A 23,493-nucleotide genomic window follows, 5' to 3' on the forward strand; every position below is an offset into this window, starting at 1 on the left:
TGCCGTCGCAGCGCATTCGAGTGTGCGCCGGCCGCGTGCGCGGCGCATCGTCCGCACCGGGTGAACCCGGCCCGGGTCAGAGCAGGCCGGTGCGGCGCGCCTCCTGCAGGGTTTCCATCCGGGAGTTGGTGCCGAGTTTGGCGTAGATCCCGCGCATATGGGTTTTCACGGTGTTGATGGAAACGCCGAGATCGTCGGCGATGTGCTGGGTGGTCCGGCCGGAGGGCAGCTGGCGCAGGATCGTCAGCTCCGTCGCGGTGAGCGCGGGGTGATCGGCTCGCCGGCGGGCCTGATGGCCGGCGCGTACCGAATCGGCGAACGCGCTGCGATGTCCGAAGCAGCCCGCGTAGTAGTCGAGGAGTTCGATGGTGCCCGGCACATCGAAGAACGGCCGGGTGATCCGGTGGGTGGCGGCGATGCACAGGCCGTTGTCCACGGCTTCGCGGGTCTTGGAATCATTGCCCAGCTGGTGGTGGGCGCGGGCGTAGAGCAGCCAGCCGGTCAGCTGGGTGACCGGATGCAGGTTCGGGGTGGCCGTCAGCAGCGGCTCGACCTGCAGCACGACACCGTGATGGTTACCGGAGGCCGCGGTGAGGGCGGCGCCGGACAGCACGGTATCGGGGGTGCGGCCCAGCACCGTGCGCGCACGCTCGGTGAGATGTTGCGCGGTGGCGATTTCCCCTGCCTCCAGCAGTGCCCACACAGCGGCCGCGACCAGGCCCCCGCTCAGCGCGGGCGGCGGATCGGCGTCGAGCAACCGGCCGATACTGCGGCGCAGCCGTTCCGCCGCGGCGCCGCGGTCGGCCGAATGCCGGCAGTCCAGCAGACTGCCCACCACATGCGGGAGCCAGCCGGCCACCGGCCCCGGCGTACCGTCGCGCCGGATGTGCTCGGCGCACAGGATCCGGATGTGCCCGGGCTGCGGCTCGAGGCCCTGCAGGTAGGCGCCGTATGCCTCCAGAGCGGTGGCGTGCACGGTTTCCGGCAGGTCCAGCAGATCGTGATCGCGGGCGATGGCGCAGGCCCGTTCGGCGCGCTGGCGCATGGTCGTGATCGATCCGGCCAGGCCCGCGGTGACCGCGAGCCGGGTCACCGCGATGAGCCGGAGCCGGGGATGGCAGCGGGACCGGGTGCGGCTCAGCGCGATCCGTAACCGTTCCTCGCCGCGAGCCAGTTCGCCGCGTAACGCCAGCGCCGTCCCCGTGGTCACCGCGAGGTAGCCGTCGAGATCGGGCCGGTCGGCGGGCGGCATCCGGTCGGGGAACACACCGGTTTCGGTGGCGCTGCCCGTGGCCACCGCCAGTTCCGCGTCCACCGCGGTGGTCAGCGCCTCGAGTCGGTACGGTCCCGCCAGCGAGAGCGGATCGTCGTCGGCGAGCAGCCGGGCGCTGTCGCGGTAGGCCTGCGCCGAACCGCTGTCCCCGTGCAACAGCGCATCGGTGACCTGCAACAACCGCAGATACGGGTCGGCCAGGACATCGGGGGCGGTATCGGCCAGCGAATCGAACAGTGCCGCACCGTCGCCGGCGAACACCAGCGCCAGCGCGTGCTCGGCGAGGAAGCCGGCCAGCGGCCGGTGATCGGCCACCGTGAGCAGATGGGGCAGCGCGGCGCGCAGTTCCCCGGCCGACATCAGCTGACGCGCGGCGCGCAGCCGCAGATCCGAGCACAGGTCGGTGCCGAGCCGGTTCGCCTCGGCGCGGAAGTACGCGCGCAACATCGGATGGTAGGTGTGCCAGACCTTGCCGCCCCGGGTCAGCGAGGTCATCGGGAAGTTGATCCGGTTCAGTTCGTAGAGCAGATGGGCGGCACCGCCACCGACCATGGCGTCGGCGAGTTCCTCGGTGAACTCCTCTACGATGCTGGTGCAGGTCAGGAACTGGCGCAGCGCGGGAGAGAGGGTGTCGATGAGCTCGCCCACCAGCAGGTCGGCGAACGCGTGCGGCGGCCGGGCGAGCGCGGTCAGGGCGTCGCGGTGCGCGCCGTCGTGGGCGGCCAGATAGATCGCCGCGATCCGGACCAGTGCGGCCCAGCCCTGGGTGAGCGACATCAGCATGCCCAATGACTCCGGGTCCAGTGCGCAACCGTGTTCGGCACACAGACCGGCGGCCTCCTCCGGCGACAATGCCAGGTCCGGTCCGCTCCACCGGGTCAGCCGGGAGTGCAGTTCCAGCAGGTGCCACCGGATCGGTGGCTCGAAGCGGGCGCACACCACGGTCGTCACCGTCGGTGGCGCGTACTGCAGGAAGTATTCGAGCCCGGCCAGTGCGAGCGGGTCGGTGATCAGGTGGGCGTCGTCGATCACCAGGACGGTGGGCGTGGAATCGTCGGCGAGCGCGGCGATCACCGCCTCGGCCTCACCGACCCCCGCCGCGGGCTGTCCGGCGCCCGGCCCGGAACTGCCCAGGCGGGACCGCAGCTCCGCCCACAGCCCGGTCTGCTCGCCGACCGTGACCCAAGCGACCCGCGTGTCGTGATGGGTGCGCGACAGTCGTCGGGCGGACCAGTCGGCGACGGCCACGGTTTTGCCGATCCCCACCGCGCCGCACACCAGCAGGATCCCGCCGTTGCCGCCATCGGCCACCGTGTCCAGCGCCGCGTGCAATCGTGGCCGGGACACGGGAGTGAAGGGGAACACCGGGATGGGTGACCGGGCCCGGGCCCGCGATACCGAGCGGCCCGTCAGATCCAGTGTTGGCGAAGTGGTCACGGTGCCTCCCGAAGACGTCGTCCGAAACAGCACTAGCACGCACTCGGCCGCAGCCTACCGGAGCCGCGAGGGCTTCCAGCGGGTCGTGAACCAACCTGTTACCAGGGCGTATCCGGGTGAAATCATCCGCATCGGGTGAGCCGGGTGGCCCGGCGGCAGCCCTAGCGTGGACGGGTCGCCGGCACCGGGGACTCCTGTATCCGCAAGCGAACGAGGTGGGCCATGTCCTTCTGGGAAGTGCTCTGGTTGATCGTGGTGAGTTTCGCGTTCGTCGCCTATCTGCTGCTGCTCTTCTACATCATCGGTGACCTGTTCCGGGACAAGCAGACCCCGGGCTGGCTCAAGGCCATCTGGGTGGTGCTGCTGATCGTGCTGCCGCTGCTGGCCTCGCTGGTCTACCTGATCGTGCGCGGCCGGGGCATGACCGAACGCGCGGCTGTGGAAGCCGAACAGGTCGAGGCGGCGCAGAAGAAGTACATCCAGCAGACCGCCGGGACCAGTCCGGCCGCCCAGATCGCCGAGGCGAAGCGGCTGCTGGCCGAGGGCACGATCACCGAGAGCGAATTCGAACGGCTCAAGGCCAAGGCCATGTCGTGACCGGACCGGTCCCGGGCTCCGGCGATCCCGTATCGAAGGACACCCGGCCGGGCCGGGAGGCCGCGGAACCGGAGGGGCCGGGGCCGGCCCCGGAGGGCGCGGTGGCGCGGGAAGACGCCGGGCGGACGCCGGCGGGCGCGGCGGGGCAGTGGGCGATACCCCGCGGCCTGATCGTGCTGCTCGTCGCGGCGGCCACGGTGGTGGCAGTCACCGGTGCGAAGGCGTTCTCCGGTGTGCTCGGCCCCGTGTTCCTGGCGTTGATGTTCGCCATCGCGGCGCAGCCCATCCAGACCCGGCTCCAACGCCGCGGCGCTCCGGCCTGGGTGGGAATGCTCGCGGCCCTGGCGGTCGTGTATCTGGTGCTCCTGGGGCTGGTCGCCGCGATGGCGTTGTCGGCCGCCCAGCTCGCGACCGCGCTCCCGGACTATTCCGATCAGTTCTCCGCGTTGTTCGACCAGGTCCGCGCACTGCTGGAACGGTTCGATGTGGACCAGGACCGGATCCAGCAGGCGTTGAGCGGTTTCGATTTCGGCAAACTGGTCGAGGTGCTCGAGGGCGCGCTGCGCGAACTCGCCGGCGTCTTCTCCAATCTGCTGTTCGTGCTGGCCCTCTTGCTGTTCATGGCATTCGACGGGATGACCATCGGGCGCCGGATGACCGTGGTGGCCGGGATGCGGCCGGATATCTCGCACGTGCTGAGCACCTTCGCCGCCGGTACCCGCAAATACCTGATCGTCTCGACGGTATTCGGGCTCATCGTGGCAGTGCTCGACGGTGTGGCGCTGTGGTTGCTCGCGGTCCCGTTCCCGGTGCTGTGGGGACTGCTGTCGTTCATCACCAACTACATCCCCAACATCGGTTTCGTGATCGGGCTCATCCCACCCGCGCTGCTGGCCCTGCTCGACGGTGGTTTCACACGGATGGTGTGGGTGATCGTGCTCTACTGCGTGTTCAACGTGGTGGTGCAGTCGGTGATCCAGCCGAAGTTCGTGGGTGACGCGGTCGGCCTGAGTGTCACGGTCACCTTCCTCTCCCTGGTGTTCTGGTCCTGGGTGCTGGGCGCGCTGGGGGCACTGCTGGCCATTCCGCTCACGCTGCTGGCCAAGGCGCTGCTGTTCGATATCGATCCGTCGACCCGGTGGATGGACGTACTCATCAGTGACCGGGCGCCCCCCGGCACCGAACCCGACGACGAGGCGCCGGCCGCCGGCCCGGCGGCGTGAACCGGTTTCACCCGCGACGGGTGAGGTGAACCTTTCGCGCCCACGCGAGAGTCGACGCACACCTGCGCTCGGAAGGAGTGGAGATGACTACTGCACAGGAGCCGATGGCGAGCACCTCGGGCCGGTCCCCGGTACGGCAGGGCGTCGCGGCCGGTACCTCGATCGCCGCGGCGATTCTGCTGCTGACCGTCGGCGCGCTGTCGGTACTGGAAGGAATCGCCGCCGTCGCCGAGGATGAACTGTTCGTCGTCGGCGTGAACTACGCCTACGAATTCGACGTCACGACCTGGGGCTGGATTCATCTCGTCCTCGGCATCGTGCTGATCATCAGCGCGCTCGGCCTGCTCACCGGGACGGCGTGGGGTCGCGGCCTGGCGATAGGTATCGCCGCGTTGTCGATTCTGGCGAATTTCCTGTGGTTGCCCTACTACCCGTGGTGGTCGGTCCTGATCATCGCTCTCAATATCGTCGTGATCTGGGCGATCGCGACCTGGCGGCCGCAGCAGACCTGAGACCCGCGCGTGGTGGTCCTGGGTGATCTGCTTCCGTTGGCGGTGGGGGTGGCGATCTCACCGATTCCGATCGTGGTCGCCATCTTGATGATCCTGTCGAAGAACGCGTCCGCCGCGACGGCCGGTTTCGCCACCGGCTGGACCGGCGGCATCCTGCTCGCCACCGTCGTCTTCGCCGTGCTCGCCGCCGCGATCGGGCTGTCCGCCGACGCCGCGCCCGGTGCGGGGGCGGCGTGGGCGCGGATCGTGCTGGGACTGCTGTTGCTGGCGGTGGCGCTCGTACAGTGGCGACGCCGCGCGGATACCGCCCCACCCGGGTGGATGCGGAGTGTCGATTCCCTGACCGCCGGGAAAGCCGTTCTGCTCGGCGCCGCTCTCGCGGCGGTCAATCCGAAGAATCTGCTGCTGTGTGTGTCGGCCGGGGTGGCGGTGGGGGCGAGCGGGTCGGCGATGGGCGTCCAGATCGTGGCCGTGGTCGTGTTCACGGTGCTCGCCGCGGCCAGTGTCCTCGGCGTCGTGGCCGGGTACGCCGTCGCGGCGGATCGGCTGCGCGGTGTGCTGGACCGCAGCCGGGCCTGGCTGGAGGCCAACAACCATGTGGTCATGGCGATGATGCTGCTGGTGATGGGCGCCGTCGTCCTGGGCAAGGGGATCGGTGGCCTGTGACGGATTCGGCGGCTTCGGAATCCGGACGCGCCGGAGTGGCCGGCGCGCTGTTCTCCTCGCTGCACGGGTATCGGCGGGTGTGGCTGCGGCCGGATCTGATCGCGGGTCTCACCGTCTGGGCGGTGCTGGTGCCCGAGGCGCTGGCCTACGCCACCATCGCCGGAGTGCCGCCCGTGGTCGGGCTCTACGCCGCGGTCCCGTCACTGGTCCTCTACGCATCGGCCGGCAGCTCGCGCCACCTCGTCGTCGGACCCATGTCGGCCACGGCGGCTCTCTCGGCCGCGCTCGTCACTCCGCTCGCCGGTGCCGACGGCGGCCGCTACCTGGCGCTCACGGCAGCGCTGGCGATCGCTACCGGGGTGGCCGGATTGCTGGCCGGGCTCCTGCGGCTCGGGTTCGTCGCGTCGTTCATCTCCGAACCGGTCCTCAAAGGGTTCATCATCGGACTGGCGCTGGTCATCATTGTCGGCCAGGTGCCGAAGCTGCTCGGTATCGGCAAGCACGACGGCGATTTCTTCGACCAGGCCTGGGGCGTGCTGACCCATCTCGGCGACACCGAATGGCGCACACTGCTGATCGGCGTCTCGAGCCTGGCGCTCGTGCTCGGGGTGCGGCGCTGGTTGCCACTGGTTCCCGGGTCGCTGCTCGCCGTGCTCGGCGGGATCCTGCTGGTGGCCCTGCTGGACCTGGAGGACAAGGGCGTGGAGATCGTGGGGCCCATCGAATCCGGTATGCCGACACCCGGTCTGCCCGCCGGTCCGGCGCTGCGGGACTATGTCGACCTGCTCGGCCCCGCCGTCGGAGTGCTGCTCATCGGGTTCGCCGAAGGTTTGGGCGCGGCCAAGACCTATGCGGCGAAGGCCGGATACGAGGTGGAGCCGAACCGGGAACTTCTCGGGCTGGGCGCGGCCAACCTGGGGGCCGGATTCTGCTCCGGGATGGTGGTGAACGGCAGTCTCTCCAAAACCGCGGTCAACGGTTCGGCCGGGGCGAAAACACAGCTGAGCGGCCTGGTGGTGGCGGCGCTGACCGTGCTCACCCTGCTCTTCCTCACCGGACTGTTCGAACAGTTGCCCGAAGCGACCCTGGCCGCCGTGGTGATCGCGGCGGTGGTCGAACTGGTCGATATCGCGGCGCTGCGCCGCCTGTACCGGGTGTGGACCGAATGGCTGGGCGGGATCTACGGGGCCGCCGCCCGCGCCGATTTCCTCGCGGCGGTGGGCGCGCTACTGGGCGTTCTGCTCTTCGGCACGCTGCCCGGGCTGCTCATCGGTATCGGCCTCGCCATGGTGCTGCTGGTCTACCGCACCTCCCAGCCCCATATCGCGGCGCTGGCCCCGCGCGGCCCACTGTGGCTGGACGTGGCCCGCCACCCCGATCTCACTCCGCGCCCGGAGCTGCTGGTGATCCGCGTGGAATCGGGGCTGTACTTCGTCAACGCCGACTTCGTCCGCCGACGCGTGCGACAGCTGTGCGACAAGCGGACTCGCCTGGTGGTCCTGGATGCCGAAACCTCACCCGTGATCGATGTGACCGCCGCGGCCATGCTGGTCGACCTGCGCGATACGCTCGCCCGGCGCGGCGTGGACTTCCGGATCGCGCACTCCATCGGCCAGTTCGGCGACGAACTCGAGGCCGCGGAACCGGGCACCCAGCGGATCCCCGTGTACCCCACCGTCGCGGCGGCCGTGGCGGCGGAGCCACGACCCCGCCATGAGCCCCCGGACAAGGAGCGGTGAGGCCGCGTCGGGGTGTCAGCGCCCGCCGCGCCGACGGATCAGCAGTCCGGCCACCAGCCCGATCAGGAACATGACCAGCAGGATCAGCCACATCGGCGAGGTGACGGTGATCGGCAGGAAATGTATCTCCACATGGTCGCGGTTCTCGACGACGAAGATCACGGCGACGACGGTCAGCACCAGGGCCAGCCACTGGTTCACGGTGATCCGGGACAGCAGTGACGGCTTCGGTTCACGTGCTCGGTCGGTCATCACATCCTCCGTGGGAAGTCGGTCGCGACACTGTGCAGTCTGCGTCGCGGCCGGCCCGCGGGCATCACCCGCCGAGGATGACCCGGGACCGCCGCCGGTCGACGTTCGCCGCACGCGGTGGCGCGGCCCGCGGGTTCGCCACGTGTCGTCGTGCGGCCGGATACGCCCGTCGGTATCCGGCCTGTCGCATCGAGTGCGACCGCCGGGCCCGCTCGCCCACTCCCGCCCCGGTCGCGCGGCCCGGCATACGAGCCGAGCGGGCAGTTCACCCGTGGTAGGTGATCCGGCGGGTGGGCGCGGGTCCTAGCGTGGGTATCCCGGTGCGCCGACATCGCTGTTCGAGCGCGGACCCGGCCGCGCGGCGGCCCGGCGGAACGCGGCCGCGTCGCTACCCGAGAGCCAGCCGACAGATCGCGAGGTAACGATGACCACGGAACTGGACTTCGACGACACCGCCGACTTCGGCAACGCGACGCGCGGGTTCATGGCCGAACTCGATCCGCCGGTGGTGACGGCCGCTGACGGCTCGGTGGTCTACGATATCGGCGCCTACGAATTCCTCGACGGCGATTGCCCGGACACCGCGCATCCCAGCCTGTGGCGGCAGGGGCAGCTGTGCAGCAAACAGGGGCTGTTCGAGGTGACCGAGGGTATCTACCAGGTCCGCAATCTGGACCTGTCGAATATGACGCTGGTCGAAGGGCGCGAGGGCGTCATCGTGATCGATCCCTTGCTGTCGGAGGAGACCGCGGCCGCGGGCCTGGCCCTGTATCGCGCGCAACGCGGCGACCGGCCGGTCACCGGCATGATCTACACCCATTCGCACGCGGACCATTTCGCGGGGGCGCGGGCAGCGGTGCCGGCCGGTCATCCGCCGGTGCCGATCCTGGCGCCCGCCGGATTCCTGGAACACGCGGTGAGCGAGAACGTCTACGCCGGTAACGCCATGAACCGCCGGGCCGTCTTCATGTACGGGGCGGTGCTCCCGAAGGCGCCCGACGGTCAGATCGGGGCCGGCCTGGGGATGACGACCTCCACCGGGACCATCACCCTGATCCCGCCCACCGTCGACATCACGCACACCGGGCAGGAAGAGGAGATCGACGGTGTCCGGATGGTGTTCCAGCTGACTCCGGGCACCGAGGCCCCGGCCGAGATGAACTTCCTGTTCCCCGATCGGCGCGCACTCTGTATGGCGGAGAACGCGACCCACAATATGCACAATGTGCTGACCCTGCGCGGCGCGGTGGTCCGCGACTCCCGGGTCTGGGCACAGTATCTCGACGAGGCCATCGCCCGGTTCGGCGACCGGGCCGATGTGGCGTTCGCCTCGCACCACTGGCCCACCTGGGGCCGGGAGCACTGGACCGCGTGGCTGGCGAACCAGCGCGATATGTACGCCTACCTCCACGATCAGACGCTGCGCCTGACCAACGCGGGCTACACCGGGCCGGAGATCGCTGAACGGTTCGAATTCCCGCCCGCCCTCGAGAAGGTGTGGGCCAACCGCGGGTACTACGGCTCCACCAGCCACAACGTCAAAGCGATCTACCAGAGGTACATGGGCTGGTACGACGGCAATCCGGCGCATCTGTGGGAGCATCCGCCCGTCGCGATGGCGCAGCGGTATGTGGCCGACTACGGCGGCATCGAGGCGACCGTCGCCAAGGGACGCGAATACGCCGAGGCCGGAGACCTCCGATTCGCGGCGACCCTGCTCAACCACGCGGTGTTCGCCGAACCCGGCCACGAGGGAGCCAAGGAGGCCCTGGCCCAGGTCTACGACCGGCTCGGGCACGGCGCCGAGAACGGCACCTGGCGCAACTTCTATCTGACCGGTGCCCAGGAACTGCGAAAGGGCCCGACGCCGACCCCGATCCAATCGGCGAGTCCGGAGATGATGACGGCGCTGACGCTGGAGATGATCATCGACTCCCTCGCGGTCCGGGTCGACGGCCCGCGTGCCGCCGCGACCGCCTTCACCATGGACTGGGAACTGACCGACGAGGACGCCGTCCACCGCATCACTCTGTCCCACGGCGCGCTCACCCATCGTGCCCCGACACCCGATGCGCCGGCCGTCGGGCCCGCGGACCTCACGCTGACGCTCACCAAGGAACAGCTGTTGAAAGCGGTGAGCGGTCGAGGTTTCGACGGCGTGACGATCACCGGTGACCGGAGCCTGCTCGATACGTTCATCGGGTTGCTGGACGCTCCGGATCCGCAGTTCCCGATCGTCACGCCCTGACCGCGCGGTGTGCCCGGGCACCGGACGCGCCGGCCCGGGCATCCCACACCCGGGTGATCTCCTGGCGCGGTCGAGATCCGGCCGTGGCGACGCGGCGACCCGCTGAGCGGTGAGCAGGCGCTACTGCCGGAACCGGTGGCCCATACCCGGTTCGGTCAGCAGATGCCGCGGATGGGACGGGTCGTCCTCGAGTTTGCGCCGCAACTGCGCCATGTAGACGCGGAGATAGTGGGTTTCGGTCTGATAGGCCGGCCCCCACACCTCGCGCAGCAGTTCGGTGCGGCCGACCAATTTGCCGCGGTTGCGCACCAGCATCTCCAGCACGCCCCACTCGGTGGGGGTCAGATGTACCTCGGTGCCGCCCTTGATGACCTTCTTCGCCGACAGGTCGACGGTGAACGAATCGGTCTCCACCACCGGTTCGTCGGTGTCGGCCGAGGCCGCCGCGCGCCGCAGGGCAGCGCGCAATCGGGCCAGGAACTCGTCCATGCCGAAGGGTTTGGTGATGTAGTCGTCGGCGCCCGCGTCGAGCGCGTCCACCTTGTCGGCCGAATCGGTGCGGGCGGAGAGCACGATCACCGGCACCCGGGTCCAGCCGCGCAGTCCGGCCAGCACCTCGATCCCGTCGATATCGGGCAACCCCAGATCCAGGACCACCGCGTCGGGCCGGCGTTCGGTGGCCGCGCGCAGCGCCCCCGCGCCGGTGGACGCGGTGACCACCTCGTATCCGCGCACCGACAGGTTGATCCGCATGGCGCGCAGGATCTGCGGTTCGTCGTCCACCACGAGGACGGTCGCCTCCGCCGCCGGTCCGGCGTCCTGTTCCGGGGCAGTCTTCATCACCGCACCTCCGTCGCCGGCGAGTTCTCGTCGACGTTACCGGGTGCGACCGCCAGATCGACGGTCACCGTCAGTCCGCCCCCCGGGGTGTCGGTGGCGGTGACGACACCGCCCATGGCGACCGCGAATCCCCGGACCACCGAGAGCCCGAGTCCCAGACCGCTGGTGTTGTCCCGGTCGCCCAGCTGCTGGAACTGATCGAACACCCGCTCGGTATCGGCGCCCGGCAGACCGGGTCCGTGGTCGACGACCCGCACGATCACCCGCCCGTCGGCCGTGGCGGCGTCCACCTTCACCGAGGACTCCGCGCCGTAGCGCAGCGCGTTGTCGATGAGATTGGCCAGGATGCGCTCCAGCAGGTCGGCGTCGGCGTGTACGGCCACCGCGCCCACCCGGACCGTCACTCTGTCGAGCGAACTGCGCCGGGCACCGCGCGGACTGACCCCCACACTGACCAGCGCCCGGTGCACGACCTCGTCCAGGTAGACCGGGCGCATCCGCGGCCGCACCACCCCGGCGGCCAGGCGGGACGAATCGAGCAGGTTGCCGACCAGTGAGGTGAGCTGATCCGCCGATTCCTCCACCGTGGCCAGGAGTTCCGCGCGGTCCTCGGGGGAGAATTCGACATCGTCGGAGCGCAGGCTCGACACGGCGGCCTTGACCGCGGACAGCGGCGTGCGCAGATCGTGGCTCACCGCCGAGAGCAGATCCCGCCGCAAGCGGTCGGCCTCCGCCAGCGCGGCCGCCTGATTGGCTTCTTCGGCGAGCTGCTGCCGCTGCACCAGCCCGACGGCCTGGTTGGCGACCGCCTCCAGCACGCGCCGGTCCCGGGCGCGCAAGGTCGGCCCGGCCAGCAGCAACCAGTAGTCGCCGTCGCTGACCTCTACCGCGGTGTCGGCGGTGTCGGCGCGTTCGGGTGGGTCGGTGCCGACCGCGGCGATCACCCCGTCGGTGTGATGCCGCAGGCTCACCGCCCGCTGCGCATAGGTTCCGCGCAGCCGGTCCAGCAGTGCGGTCAGGTCGGCGCCGCGCAGTACCGAACCGGCGAACAGCGTCAGCAGTTCGGCCTCCCGGGACGCTTGACCGGCCTGTTCGGCCCGCCGGGCCGCGGTGTCGACAAGGACCGCCACGGCGACCGCGACGACCAGTAGCAGGACCGCGGGCAGGAAATTGTTCGGTTCCTGAATGGTGATGCTGTATCGCGGATCGGTGAACAGGATATTGAGCAGCAGCCCGGCGAGCAGTGCGGCGGCGATCGCCGGCAGGACGCCGCCGAACAGGGCGACCGCCAGTACCGCGACGAAGTACAGCGCGCTCTCGCTCACCAGATCGAGATAGCGGTCGAGCCAGGACGCCAGCAGCGCCGAGATCGCCGAGGGGACCGCGAACGCCGCGACCCAGGCCGCCGTGCGCCGCATTCGGGGCCGGGGCCGTCGCCGGCGCCGCCGTCGTCCCGCCGCCTCGTGGGTCACCATGTGCACATCGATCTTGCCGGAGCGCTGCACCACCTCCGCGCCGATGCCCTCGTCCACCATCCGCGCCCAGCGGGAGCGCCGGGAGGTCCCCAGTACCAGCTGGGTGGCGTTGACCGTGCGCGCGAAATCGAGCAGGGCCGTGGGTACCTCGTCGCCGACCACCGTGTGCAGTTCGGCTCCCAGATGAGCGGCCAGTTTCCGGACCGCCGCCATCTGCGGCGCGGCCACCCCGGTCAGACCGTCACCGCGGATCACATGGAGTACGAGGAGTTCGGCACTGGACTTGGCCGCGATCCGTCCGGCCCGCCGGACCAGCGTCTCCGATTCCCGGCCGCCGGTGACCGCCACGACCACCCGCTCCCGGGCCTCCCAGGTGTCGGTGATCCGGTGGTCGGCGCGGTACTTCGCGAGGGCCGCGTCCACCTGGTCGGCCAGCCAGAGCAGCGCCAGTTCGCGCAGCGCGGTGAGATTGCCGCGCCGGAAGTAATGGGCGAGCGCGGCATCGGCTTTGTCGGGTGCGTAGACACTGCCGCGGCTGATCCGCCGCTGTAGTGCCTCGGGGGTGATGTCCACCAGCTCGATCTGGTCGGCGGCGCGGACCACCGAGTCCGGTACGGTCTCGCGCTGGACCACGCCGGTGATCTGCTCGACCACATCGTTGAGGCCCTCGAGATGCTGGATGTTCACCGTGGAGACGACATCGATCCCGGCGGCCAGCAACTCCTGGACGTCCTCGTAGCGCTTGCGGTTGCGGCTGCCCGGGGTGTTGGTGTGGGCGAGTTCGTCGACGAGCACGAGTTCGGGCCGGCGTGCCAGCACGGCGTCCACGTCCAGTTCGTACTGCACCGTCCCGCGATAGGGAATCGCGATGCGGGGCAGCTGCTCTATCCCCTCCAGCAGTTCGGCGGTCTGGGAACGGCCGTGTGTCTCGACGATGGCGGCCACCACATCCTGGCCGCGCCCCAACCGGCGGTGCGCTTCGCCCAGCATCGCGTACGTTTTGCCGACCCCGGGAGCCGCGCCCAGATAGATGCGCAGCTCACCCGGGGTGCGGTCGTGTGCGGTGCTCACTTCGGCATCATGTCACCGCGCACGGTCAGGCACCGCCCGAGGTGCCGGAAACCGGATAACGGCGATCGAGGTCGAGATTGAGTTCCAGCACATTCACCCGCGGTTCGCCGAGGAAACCGAGTTCCCGGCCGGCGGTGTGCGCGGCCACCGTGTCCCGGACCGCGGCCGGGTCGACACCGCGGGCCGCGGCGACCCGGTTCACCTGGATCTCGGCGTAGGCGGGGGAGATGTGCGGGTCCAGGCCACTGCCGCTGCCGGTCACGGCGTCGGCCGGGACGGCCGGATCGGCGGGCGCGGGCCCGGCCACGGGGACGATCCGTCCGGTGGAATAGTCCTCCCCGTACCGGGCGCACTCGACTCGCACACCCTGGTATTCGGCCAGGAAAACCGGTCCGGAGCCGGCACGCCCGGCCGGGCAGGGCTCGTTCACGCTGACCACCCGGGTGGGGGTGACCGTCCCGTCGTGGGCGAAGGTCCCGAGCACCGCGAGCACCGCTCCCACGCCGCCGGGAGTGCAGAACGGCCGGGCGCCGTCCACCCCCTCTCGCTCGCCGATCTCGCGACTGCGGGTGCAGACCTGGGTGAGCAGGCCGGGTTCGAATCCGGCCGCTTCCGGGTCGGCCCCGGAGGCGAGCAGGGCCGGATCGGCGGGGGTGTCGACGACGTCCTCCGGGCCGAGATTGCCAGGGCCGGAGGCCAGCCCGTCGTAGCCGTCGCCGGCGGCGGAGGGCCGGCTCTGGAAATACCAGGTGATCGGCTTTCCGTCCGCATCGGTGAAGGACTGGCCGATCAGCGAACTGCCGGTGATACGGCCGTCGGTTTCGATGATCGAACCGTTCGCCTTGTCGCGCAGTCCGGGAAGCTGGCCCACCGCCCAGACACCGGCCGGATAGAGCAGACCGGTCACCAGGGTCAGTACCAGCAGCGCGCGCAGCGCCGCCAGATGCTGCCGGATCAGATCGGAGAGAGACATATCAGGACATCCCGGGGAGGTATCGGACGAAGAGGTCGATGATTTTGATCCCGAGGAACGGCGCGATGATCCCGCCGAGCCCGTAGATCGACAGGTTGCGGCTCAGCAGGCTCGACGCACTGCCGGGTGTGTACCCGACACCGCGCAGCGCCAGCGGGATGAGTGCCACGATGACCAGGGCGTTGAAGATCACCGCCGACAGGATCGCCGACTGCGGGCTGGTCAGCCGCATGATGTTCAGCAGGTCGAGTCCGGGGAACAGGCCGACGAACAGCGCCGGGATGATCGCGAAATACTTGGCGATATCGTTGGCGATCGAGAAGGTGGTCAGGGCCCCGCGGGTGATGAGCAGCTGTTTGCCGATCTCCACGATCTCGATCAGTTTCGTCGGATCGGAATCCAGGTCCACCATGTTCCCGGCCTCTTTGGCCGCCGAGGTGCCGGTGTTCATGGCGACCCCGACATCGGCCTGCGCCAGCGCGGGCGCGTCGTTGGTCCCGTCGCCGGTCATGGCGACCAGCCGGCCGCCCGCCTGCTCCCGTTTGATCAGCTCGAGTTTGTCTTCCGGGGTGGCCTCGGCCAGGAAATCGTCCACCCCGGCCTCGTCCGCGATCGCCTTGGCGGTGCGCGGATTGTCGCCGGTGATCATGACGGTGCGGATACCCATCCGGCGCATCTCGGCGAAGCGCTCCCGCATGCCCTGTTTCACCACGTCCTTGAGGTGGATGACGCCCAGCACCCGGGCATCGCCGTCGAGGATCTCGCCGACCACCAGGGGAGTGCCGCCCGCGGCGGAGATCCCGTCCACGATGGTGCCGAGTTCGGTGGGTACCGTGCCGCCGTGGCCGCGGATCCAGTCGGCGACCGAATTGGCCGCGCCCTTGCGCAACTGGTGTCCGTCCACATCCACCCCGGACATCCGGGTCGCGGCGCTGAATGCGACCCAGTGCGCGTGGGTGAGTTCGCCGGCGGTGCGTTCCCGCAGTCCGTACGCCTGTTTGGCGAACACCACGATCGACCGGCCCTCCGGTGTCTCGTCGGCGAGGCTGGACAGCTGTGCGGCATCGGCCAGCCGGTCGGCCGCGACGTCGGTGAGCGGGACGAAATCCGCGGCCTGCCGATTGCCGAGGGTGATGGTCCCGGTCTTGTCCAGCAGCAGCGTGTTCACATCACCGGAGGCCTCGACCGCGCGCCCCGACATAGCCAGCACATTGCGCTGTACCAGCCGGTCCATGCCCGCGATGCCGATCGCCGACAGCAGTGCGCCGATGGTGGTCGGGATCAGGCACACCAGCAGCGAGACGAGCACGATCCCGGTGATCCCGTAGCTGCCCAGCGCCAGGCCGTCCGGCACACCCGGGTTGTTGTCCCTCGAGTAGATCGCCAGCGGCTGCAGGGTCACCACCGCGACCACGAAGATGATGGTCAGGGCCGCCAGCAGGATGTTGAGCGCGATCTCGTTCGGCGTCTTCTGCCGGGCCGCGCCCTCCACGAGGGCGATCATCTTGTCGATGAAGCTCTGCCCGGGCTCCTGGGTGATCCGGACGACGATGCGATCCGACAGCACCGTGGTACCCCCGGTCACGGCCGAACGGTCACCGCCGGATTCCCGGATCACGGGCGCGGATTCACCGGTGATGGCCGATTCGTCCACCGAGGCGATCCCCTCGACCACATCCCCGTCGCCCGGGATCACCTGCCCGGCCTCCACCACCACGTGGTCGCCGCGCCGCAGCTCCGGCGCCGGGACCGGCTCCTCGGTCCCGGCCGCGCCGGGCGACCAGTCGGGCAGCCGCCGGGCGACGGTATCGGCTTTGGCCTTGCGCAAGGTGTCGGCCTGCGCCTTCCCGCGGCCCTCGGCGACGGCCTCGGCCAGATTGGCGAACACCACGGTCAGCCACAGCCAGGCCACGATCGCCCAGGCGAAGAAGCTGGGCTCGGCGATCGCCAGCACGGTCGCCCAGACCGCGCCGATCTCCACGATGAACATCACCGGATTGCGCCACAGCGTTCGCGGGTCCAGTTTGCGCACCGCCTGCGGTAGCGAGGCCAGCAGCATCTGTGGATCCAGCAGCCCGCCGCGGACCGGTTTCTTCCCGGATCGCGGCCCGGCCGGGACACCGGGGTGTTCGAGAGTGGGAGTGGACATCAGTGCAGCCCTTCGGCGAGTGGCCCGAGCGCCAGCGCGGGCAGGAAGGTGAGGGCGACCAGGATCACGGTCACGCCGACGACGAGGCCGACGAACTGCGGCCGATGGGTCGGCAGGGTGCCCTCCGAGACGGGGGTGGTGCCCTGCCGGGCGAGCGAGCCGGCCAGGGCCAGGGCCAGGATCATCGGCAGGAAGCGACCGAAGAGCATGGCCAGGCCGAGCGCGGTGTTGAACCATTCGGTGTTACCGGTCAGGCCGCCGAACGCGGAGCCGTTGTTGTTTCCGGCCGAGGTGAAGGCGTAGAGCACTTCGGACAGTCCGTGCGGGCCGGAATTGAGCATGGACGCGCGCTGACCGGGCATGGCCATGGCGGTCGCGGTACCGGTCAGCACGATCACCGGGGTGACGAGGAAATATCCGGCGGCGAGCTTGATCTCGCGGGGTGTGATCTTCTTACCGAGGTATTCCGGGGTGCGCCCGACCATCAATCCGGCGACGAACACCGTGATCACCGCCAGGATCAGCATTCCGTACAGTCCCGACCCCACACCACCGGGCGCGACCTCGCCCAGCTGCATATCGAACATCAGCATGATGCCGCCGAGGCCGGTGTAGGAATCGTGCGCCGAATCGACGGCGCCGGTGGAGGTCAGTGTGGTGGCCGCGGCGAAGGTCGCCGAATCCGCCACTCCGAAGCGCTGTTCGACACCCTCGGTGGCCGCCCCGACCGCGGCCGGCACGGTGCCGTGGTGCTGGAGCTGGAAGAGGTTGACCAGACCGATGCTCAGCAGGGCCAGCACGGTCATGACCGCGGTGATGGCGAATCCTTGCTTCGGGCTGTTCACCATGCGGCCGAAGGTGCGCGGCAGCGAGAAGGCGATGACCATCAGCAGGAAGATCTCCAGCCAATTCGTCCACGCGACCGGATTCTCGAAGGGATGCGCGGCGTTGGCGTTGAAGAACCCGCCGCCGTTGGTGCCGAGGTTCTTGATCGCCTCCTGTCCGGCGACGGGGCCGCCGGGCAGGGTCTGCCCGGCGCCGCCGAGGGTGGTCGCGACCTGATCGTGCAGGTGGAAATTCTGGATGACACCACCGGCGATGAGCACGACGGCCGCCACACTCGCGATCGGGAGCAGGATACGCAGCGTGCCGCGCACCAGATCGACCCAGAAATTGCCCAGTTCACCGGCCCGCGAGCGCGCGAAACCCCGTACGAACGCCATGGCGACGGCCATCCCGACCGCGGCCGAGACGAAGTTCTGCACCGACAGGCCGCCGGCCTGGGCCAGATGGCCGAGAGTGGATTCGCCCGCGTAGTTCTGCCAGTTGGTGTTGGTCACGAAACTGACGGCGGTGTTCCACGCCAGTGCCGCGGTCATGGGGGTGCCGGGGTCGGCGGGGACCAGCGGCAGCTTGTCCTGGATCAGCAGCAGGACGAACAGGAAGAGCACGCTGATCGCGGAGAAGGCCAGGACGCTGCGGGCATAGCCGCCCCACGTCTGCTCACGGTCGGGGTCGGCGCCGATGATCCGGTAGATACCGCGCTCGATACGGGAATGCCCGGTTCGGGTGTAGACGCGGTACATGTAGTCCCCGAGCGGAACATGCACCACGGCCAGGGCGATCACCAGAGCGGCGAGGAACAGGATCCCCGCGGTGGTGGTACTCACTCAGAACCTCTCGGGAAACAACAGGGCGGCCACCAGGAACGCGGTCACCAGAACAGCCAGGACGAGTCCGACGGCATTGACGATGTTCACAGGCGCTCCACCATTCGCTGCACGAATCCGAGCACACCGAACACCGCGACCGTGACCACGAGAAAGGCCAGGATCGACACTTACGCCTCCGTTCCGAGAACCCTGGGCAGCGTGACGCGGCCGATCGGCCGCTGCTGCCGAACCGGATCGAAATTACGAGCCGCGCGGTAGGGGACCCGCGCCCGTTGACGGGTCCTTTACGGGCCGCGTCCCCGCCTTGACGTCTTCCTTGCGCGTGCCGCCCGCCCGTTGTGAGGTGCGTCGCCACCGTTGTGTCCACCGGGAGAACCGGTGTCTTCCGCGCCGTGCACTGCCGTGGCCGAGCCGGTCGCCGGACGATCGATCCCCGCTACCCGGGAAGGTGGGCGGTAGGTGCAGTCTATGAGCGCAGGTATCCGCGAATCCGCCCGCGACACGGCGCCGAAGGCGCAGGCTGTAGGGGAAGCGCATGTGTTCGCCACGGCCGTCCGACCGGTTCTGTCCGGCACGCACCACGGAGGATCGCTCATGCACCCGTTCGCCTATCAACCACTCGAACTGGTCCAGGCCGTCATCCTGGCCGTGCGGTGTGTGCTGCACGTGTATTCGTCGGGCACCCCGTGCGTACCCACCTGACGGCGCCGGGAGCGCCGCGGGCCTGCCGCCTCCGGCCGGGAGGCGGCAGGCCCGCGGCGCGCCTCGGTCAGTAGCAGTCGGTCGGCTCGCCCACCTTGACCACCGACAGCACCGCGTCGCCTTCCCCGATCGGCGTGCCGGGCTCGGGTCTCTGCGCGACCACGACCCAGTTGCGGTCCACCACCTGCGACCGGCCCCGGCCGGTGGCGTCCTCGCTGCGGGAGTAGAAGACCCCGGTCGTCTGGATGAGATCCTGTGCCGCCTGCAGGTTCATACAGACGACCGCGGGCATCGTCGCGCCGGTCGCGGTATCCGCGACCGAGGGCGCCGTCTCGGTGCCGGCCGATTGTGGTGCGGGTGCGGGTGCGGGCGCGGTGAGTGTGACGGTGGTGATCCGGACCGGGACCGCCGACGCGACAGCCGTGTACGGCTCCGTATCCGATTGGGAGGAACCACAGGCAGCCAGTACCGCCGCGACCGCCGCGATCACGCACACGCTGAGTGTCTTCATGAGCATCCTCTCGACCTTCGATGAAGTGGTGTGGATCACTCGCAGATCGATCGGCTATCGCTACTTGTTACGCGCGCACGGAAATCGGTGGTGCGTTCGTGCGGCCGGGGGAAGCAGAAGGGCCGGACCCGCCAGGTGGCGGATCCGGCCCCGGGCACCCGAGTCTCGCGAATTACTCTGCGGCGGCGGCGAACCCGGACCGCAGATCATCGAGGATGTCCTCGATCCCCTCGATGCCCACGGCCAGGCGCACCAGCCCCGGGGTGACGCCCGAGCTGAGCTGCTCGTCCGGGGTCAGCTGGGAGTGAGTGGTCGAGGCGGGATGGATGACCAGCGAACGGACATCGCCGATATTGGCGACATGGCTGTGCAGCGTCAGCGCGTCCACGAACTTCTTACCCGCGTCGACGCCGCCGGCCAGTTCGAAGCCGACGACCGCGCCGGTGCCCTTGGGCGCCAGCTGCTTACCCCGCTCGTACCACGGGGAGGAGGGCAGTCCCGCGTAGGAGACCGAAGTGACTTCCGGTCGCTCGGTGAGGAATTCGGCGACCGCCTGCGCGTTCTGGACGTGCCGCTCCACCCGCAGGCTCAACGTCTCCAGCCCCTGGCTGATCAGGAACGCGTTGAACGGCGCGATCGCGGTACCGAGGTCGCGCAGCAGCTGGACCCGCGCCTTGAGCGCGTAGGCCGGGGCGCCGAGGTCGGCGAACACGGCGCCGTGGTAGCTCGGGTCCGGCTCGGTGAAGCCCGGGAAGCGGGGGCCGTCGGCGCCGCGGACCGTCCAGTCGAAGGTGCCGCCGTCGACGATCACGCCCGCGATCGCGGCACCGTGGCCGCCGAGGTACTTGGTCGCCGAGTGGACGACGATATCGGCGCCGTGCGCCAAGGGCTGGATGAGATACGGGGTCGCGACGGTGTTGTCGACGATCAGGGGCACGCCCGCGTCGTGCGCGACCTCGGCGATACCGGGGATATCGAAGATGTGGTTCTGCGGGTTGGACACCGTCTCGCCGTAGAAGGCCTTGGTGTTCGGCCGGACCGCGGCGCGCCACTGGTCGAGATCGTCGGGGTCCTCGACGAAGGAGACCTCGATGCCCAGCTTGGGCAGTGTGTAGTGGAACAGGTTGTAGGTGCCGCCGTAGAGCCGCGGGCTGGAGACGATATGGTCACCGGCGCCGGCGATGTTCAGGATCGCCAGGGTTTCCGCCGCCTGCCCCGAGGACAGCAGCAGCGCGGCCACCCCGCCCTCGAGCGCCGCGATCCGCTGTTCGACCGCGTCCTGGGTCGGGTTCATGATCCGGGTGTAGATATTGCCCGGCTCCGCCAGCCCGAAAAGCGCCGCGGCGTGTGCCGTGTCGCGGAAGGTGTAGGAGGTGGTCTGGTAGATCGGAAGGGCCCGGGCGTTGGTGCTCGCGTCGGGGTCCTGGCCGACGTGGATCTGCTTGGTCTCGAAGCTCCAACCGGCGGACGGATCGGCCGGCGGGGTGGTTTCGGTCATCGCGGAGTTCTCCTGTAGGTGAGAGGAACGGGACGAGCGCGCCGGACACAGCGAATTTGCCTCGGGCAGCACGCGTTTCCGGCCTGCCGCGGCCGGATGCGCCGCTGCGGCCCGTTCACGCTAGGGGCGGCCCTCGGGAAATGGCCACAGTTTTGTTCGCGCAGATTCCAATCATGCCGTGGTGGTGGGCCCCGCGCGACGCTTTCGGCCGTTCGGCCCGGTGCGCTCACCCGGTCGCCGCGCCGCGCGGTGCGTACATGATGATCGCGACCCCGGCCAGGCAGAACAGTGCCCCGGTGATATCCCAGCGGTCCGGCCGGAACCCGTCGAGCGCCATGGCCCACAGCAGCGAGCCGGCGACGAACACCCCGCCGTACGCGGCGAGGATCCGGCCGAAGTTCGCGTCGGGTTGCCGAGTGGCCACGAATCCGTACAGGCCCAGGGCGATCACGCCCGCGCCGATCCAGGCCAGGCCGCGATGTTCGCGCACGCCCTGCCACACCAGCCAGGCGCCGCCGATCTCGGCGAGGGCGGCGACGGCGAACAGCAGGATCGACCGGATAACGCTCATGAGGGCCGAGCCTACGAGACCCCCGGGGGCCGCGGGGCGGGTCGGGTGCGCCGGAAACCGGTTCCGGTTGATGCAAGACAAAAATGAGAATATGTCTTACTGTCGATACATGGTGGCAGATACGTATCAAGATCGAGCCCGGTTCGAATTGCGCTCCGGCGAGTCCTGGCGAGAGCCGTGGTCCATGTACGCCGCACTGCGCGACCACGACCCGGTGCACCGCGTCGTGCCCGCCGACCACCCGGACAACGACTACTGGGTGCTCACCCGCCACGAACACGTCTACGCCGCCGCCCGGGATACCGGCGTCTTCTCCTCGAGGGCGGGGCTGACGGTGGAATACGGTGAACTCGAACAGATCGGGCTCACCGGGAACCCGCCGATGGTGATGCAGGATCCGCCCGAGCACACCGAGTTCCGCAAACTGGTCGCCCGCGGCTTCACTCCGCGCCAGGTCACCGAGGTGGAGCCGGTGGTGCGGCGGTTCGTCCGGGAGCGACTGGACCGGCTGGCCGCCCGCGGCGGCGGCGATATCGTGGCCGAGGTGTTCAAACCGCTGCCGACCATGGTGGTCGCCCACTATCTCGGGGTGCCGGAGGAGGATCGTTCCCGATTCGACGGCTGGACCGACGCGGTGGTCGCGGCCAGTACCCAGCGCACGGCGGACGCGCAGGCCGCGTCGATGGAGATGCTGGGATATTTCGCCGAGCTCATCAAGCGCCGGCGTACCGATCCGGGCGACGACACCGTGTCACTGCTCGTCCGAGCCGGTATCGGCGCCGACGACGCCGATGTGGACGGCCTGGTGCAGATCCTGGCCTACACCTGGACCATGGTCGCCGGCGGTAACGACACCACCACCGGCCTGCTCGGCGGGGCGGTGCAGCTGCTCCAGCGCTATCCGGAGCAGCGCGCGGCGCTGGCCGCCGATCCGAAGAGCATCCGGGTCGCGGTCGAGGAGCTCGCCCGTCTCACCTCTCCCGTGCAGGGCTTGGCCCGGACCAGTACGCGACCGGTGGAGCTGGACGGTGTGACCATCCCCGCGGGCCGTAAGGTGCTGCTCGTGTACGGCTCGGCGAATCGCGACGAACGGGTCTTCGGCGCCGATGCCGCCGAACTCGATATCGAGCGGAACCCACAGCGCATCATGACCTTCGGGCACGGCCCGCATCACTGTCTGGGCGCGGCCGCGGCCCGGATGCAGGCGCGGGTGGCGCTGGAGGAACTGCTGGCGCGTTTCCCGGACTACCACGTCGATATCGACGCGGTCACCTACGCGCCCGGGCCGTACGTCCGGCGGCCGACCAGTGTGCCCTTCCGGTGCGCGGCGTGACCGATCGATGTGCCGACCGGTCGCTCCGGATCGGTGCCGTGGACGGCCTCCTCGAACTGAACGTCCACCGGACGCTCGGGACCGGCGGCGGGTTCGCCGGAGCCGCGCGGTGACCGGGGACTGGCTGGCCGGTGGGCGGACCGAACTGGCCGCGGAACGGATCCTCGACGCGGTGCGTGCCCTGGTCATCGACCGGGGCGCCGGCACCGTCGGGATGGCCGAGGTGGCCGAGGCGGCGGGCTGCTCCCGGGCGACCCTCTACCGCTACTTCGCCAACCGGCAGGCGTTGTACGTGGCCTTCGCCGGCCGGGAGGCCACACAGCTCCTCGCGCGGGTCTGGCGTGACCGGCGGCTGGACGGCCCGGACCTGGCCGAACTCCTGCTCGACGGGATGACCGCGACCCTGACCGAGGCACGTGAAACCCCGCACCTGGCCGTCTGGTTCGAACCCGCGAACGCGGGAATAGTGGCGCGACTGTCGGATTCGTCGGAGGTGATCGACGAACTGGTCGCGGTGTTCGTCGCGCGCCTGCGTCCGGATCTGTCCGCGGCGGCGGCGGACCGGCTGGGCCGATGGGCGGTGCGGGTGATGATCTCACTGCTGACCCTGCCGCCCCCGACCGCCGACGAGGAGCGCGCCCTGCTGCGCGATTTCCTACTCCCGTTCCTGCTGCGCACGCCGGCGGCCGGAGGTCCGGCAGCGCGCGGATGACCTGCGCCACCCTGTGCCGTTCCACCGCGCCGACCCCG

General features: G+C 69.6%; 20 protein-coding genes. 9 read left to right on the forward strand and 11 right to left on the reverse strand.

Annotated elements, in window-relative coordinates; genetic code table 11:
* Nucleotides 1-76: 76 nt before the first annotated feature.
* Nucleotides 77-2,710 carry a LuxR C-terminal-related transcriptional regulator gene (locus ABZV91_RS09850; RefSeq protein WP_355238161.1) on the reverse strand — a complete coding sequence of 878 codons (2,634 nt, stop codon included), beginning with the start codon at nt 2,708-2,710 and terminating at the stop codon, nt 77-79.
* A gap of 222 nt (nt 2,711-2,932) precedes the next feature.
* Here ABZV91_RS09850 and ABZV91_RS09855 point away from each other — a divergent pair, with 222 nt between their 5' ends.
* From ABZV91_RS09855 to ABZV91_RS09875, 5 genes are all read left to right on the forward strand, one after another.
* Nucleotides 2,933-3,307: an SHOCT domain-containing protein gene (locus ABZV91_RS09855; RefSeq protein ID WP_355238164.1), complete on the forward strand. Its 375-nt coding sequence runs from the start codon at nt 2,933-2,935 to the stop codon at nt 3,305-3,307.
* A gap of 101 nt (nt 3,308-3,408) precedes the next feature.
* A complete protein-coding gene (locus ABZV91_RS09860; RefSeq protein WP_355238254.1) occupies nt 3,409-4,530 on the forward strand; it encodes an AI-2E family transporter in 1,122 nt (373 codons plus the stop codon).
* Between the two features lie 83 nt (nt 4,531-4,613).
* Complete coding sequence (locus ABZV91_RS09865; RefSeq protein ID WP_355238167.1) at nt 4,614-5,042, forward strand: hypothetical protein; 429 nt, start codon at nt 4,614-4,616, stop codon at nt 5,040-5,042.
* Between the two features lie 9 nt (nt 5,043-5,051).
* Entirely contained in the window at nt 5,052-5,708 is a 657-nt protein-coding gene (locus ABZV91_RS09870) for a GAP family protein (protein ID WP_355238170.1), read from the forward strand.
* A gap of 47 nt (nt 5,709-5,755) precedes the next feature.
* Entirely contained in the window at nt 5,756-7,447 is a 1,692-nt protein-coding gene (locus ABZV91_RS09875; RefSeq protein ID WP_355238257.1) for a SulP family inorganic anion transporter, read from the forward strand.
* 15 nt (nt 7,448-7,462) lie between these two features.
* Here ABZV91_RS09875 and ABZV91_RS09880 read toward each other — a convergent pair whose 3' ends face one another.
* Entirely contained in the window at nt 7,463-7,699 is a 237-nt protein-coding gene (locus ABZV91_RS09880; protein ID WP_355238173.1) for a LapA family protein, read from the reverse strand.
* A 424-nt stretch (nt 7,700-8,123) separates the two neighbouring features.
* Between ABZV91_RS09880 and ABZV91_RS09885 the strand changes: the two genes are divergently transcribed.
* Nucleotides 8,124-9,947, forward strand: a complete 1,824-nt coding sequence (locus tag ABZV91_RS09885) for an alkyl sulfatase dimerization domain-containing protein (protein ID WP_355238176.1) — start codon at nt 8,124-8,126, stop codon at nt 9,945-9,947.
* Nucleotides 9,948-10,067: 120 nt separating this feature from the next.
* Here the strand turns inward: ABZV91_RS09885 and ABZV91_RS09890 are convergent, their stop codons facing one another.
* Genes ABZV91_RS09890 through ABZV91_RS09915 form a run of 6 tightly spaced genes read right to left on the reverse strand, consistent with a single transcriptional unit; the run spans nt 10,068 to nt 18,215 of the window.
* Entirely contained in the window at nt 10,068-10,787 is a 720-nt protein-coding gene (locus ABZV91_RS09890) for a response regulator (protein WP_355238179.1), read from the reverse strand.
* The gene (locus ABZV91_RS09895; RefSeq protein ID WP_355238182.1) at nt 10,787-13,333 is read right to left on the reverse strand and encodes a sensor histidine kinase KdpD; all 2,547 of its coding nucleotides are present in this window, start codon (nt 13,331-13,333) and stop codon (nt 10,787-10,789) included. Before ABZV91_RS09895 ends, ABZV91_RS09890 begins: the two co-directional genes overlap by 1 nt.
* A gap of 25 nt (nt 13,334-13,358) precedes the next feature.
* Nucleotides 13,359-14,306, reverse strand: coding sequence for a potassium-transporting ATPase subunit C (locus tag ABZV91_RS09900; protein WP_355238185.1), 948 nt, complete (start codon nt 14,304-14,306; stop codon nt 13,359-13,361).
* Between the two features lies 1 nt (nt 14,307).
* Entirely contained in the window at nt 14,308-16,455 is a 2,148-nt protein-coding gene (gene kdpB, locus ABZV91_RS09905) for a potassium-transporting ATPase subunit KdpB (RefSeq protein ID WP_355238188.1), read from the reverse strand.
* Nucleotides 16,455-18,125: a potassium-transporting ATPase subunit KdpA gene (kdpA, locus tag ABZV91_RS09910; RefSeq protein WP_355238191.1), complete on the reverse strand. Its 1,671-nt coding sequence runs from the start codon at nt 18,123-18,125 to the stop codon at nt 16,455-16,457. The genes kdpB and kdpA overlap by 1 nt, the downstream gene beginning before the upstream one ends.
* Complete coding sequence (locus tag ABZV91_RS09915) at nt 18,126-18,215, reverse strand: potassium-transporting ATPase subunit F (protein WP_157181736.1); 90 nt, start codon at nt 18,213-18,215, stop codon at nt 18,126-18,128.
* Between the two features lie 381 nt (nt 18,216-18,596).
* Between ABZV91_RS09915 and ABZV91_RS09920 the strand changes: the two genes are divergently transcribed.
* Nucleotides 18,597-18,830: a hypothetical protein gene (locus ABZV91_RS09920; RefSeq protein WP_355238194.1), complete on the forward strand. Its 234-nt coding sequence runs from the start codon at nt 18,597-18,599 to the stop codon at nt 18,828-18,830.
* A gap of 67 nt (nt 18,831-18,897) precedes the next feature.
* Here the strand turns inward: ABZV91_RS09920 and ABZV91_RS09925 are convergent, their stop codons facing one another.
* The 3 genes from ABZV91_RS09925 to ABZV91_RS09935 form a co-directional block, all read right to left on the reverse strand.
* Nucleotides 18,898-19,341 carry a hypothetical protein gene (locus ABZV91_RS09925; RefSeq protein ID WP_355238197.1) on the reverse strand — a complete coding sequence of 148 codons (444 nt, stop codon included), beginning with the start codon at nt 19,339-19,341 and terminating at the stop codon, nt 18,898-18,900.
* A 172-nt stretch (nt 19,342-19,513) separates the two neighbouring features.
* Nucleotides 19,514-20,839 (reverse strand): bifunctional o-acetylhomoserine/o-acetylserine sulfhydrylase, encoded by a 1,326-nt coding sequence (locus ABZV91_RS09930; protein ID WP_355238200.1) that lies wholly within the window; start codon nt 20,837-20,839, stop codon nt 19,514-19,516.
* Between the two features lie 226 nt (nt 20,840-21,065).
* Complete coding sequence (locus tag ABZV91_RS09935; RefSeq protein WP_355238202.1) at nt 21,066-21,410, reverse strand: YnfA family protein; 345 nt, start codon at nt 21,408-21,410, stop codon at nt 21,066-21,068.
* 109 nt (nt 21,411-21,519) lie between these two features.
* On the opposite strand from ABZV91_RS09935, the gene ABZV91_RS09940 reads away from it, so the two are divergent.
* Nucleotides 21,520-22,743, forward strand: a complete 1,224-nt coding sequence (locus ABZV91_RS09940; protein ID WP_355238205.1) for a cytochrome P450 — start codon at nt 21,520-21,522, stop codon at nt 22,741-22,743.
* Nucleotides 22,744-22,852: 109 nt separating this feature from the next.
* The gene (locus ABZV91_RS09945; RefSeq protein ID WP_355238208.1) at nt 22,853-23,455 is read left to right on the forward strand and encodes a helix-turn-helix domain-containing protein; all 603 of its coding nucleotides are present in this window, start codon (nt 22,853-22,855) and stop codon (nt 23,453-23,455) included.
* Nucleotides 23,456-23,493: the final 38 nt, after the last annotated feature.

It is taken from the genome of Nocardia sp. NPDC004568, from assembly GCF_040609955.1.
Classification (GTDB): Bacteria; Actinomycetota; Actinomycetes; order Mycobacteriales; family Mycobacteriaceae; genus Nocardia.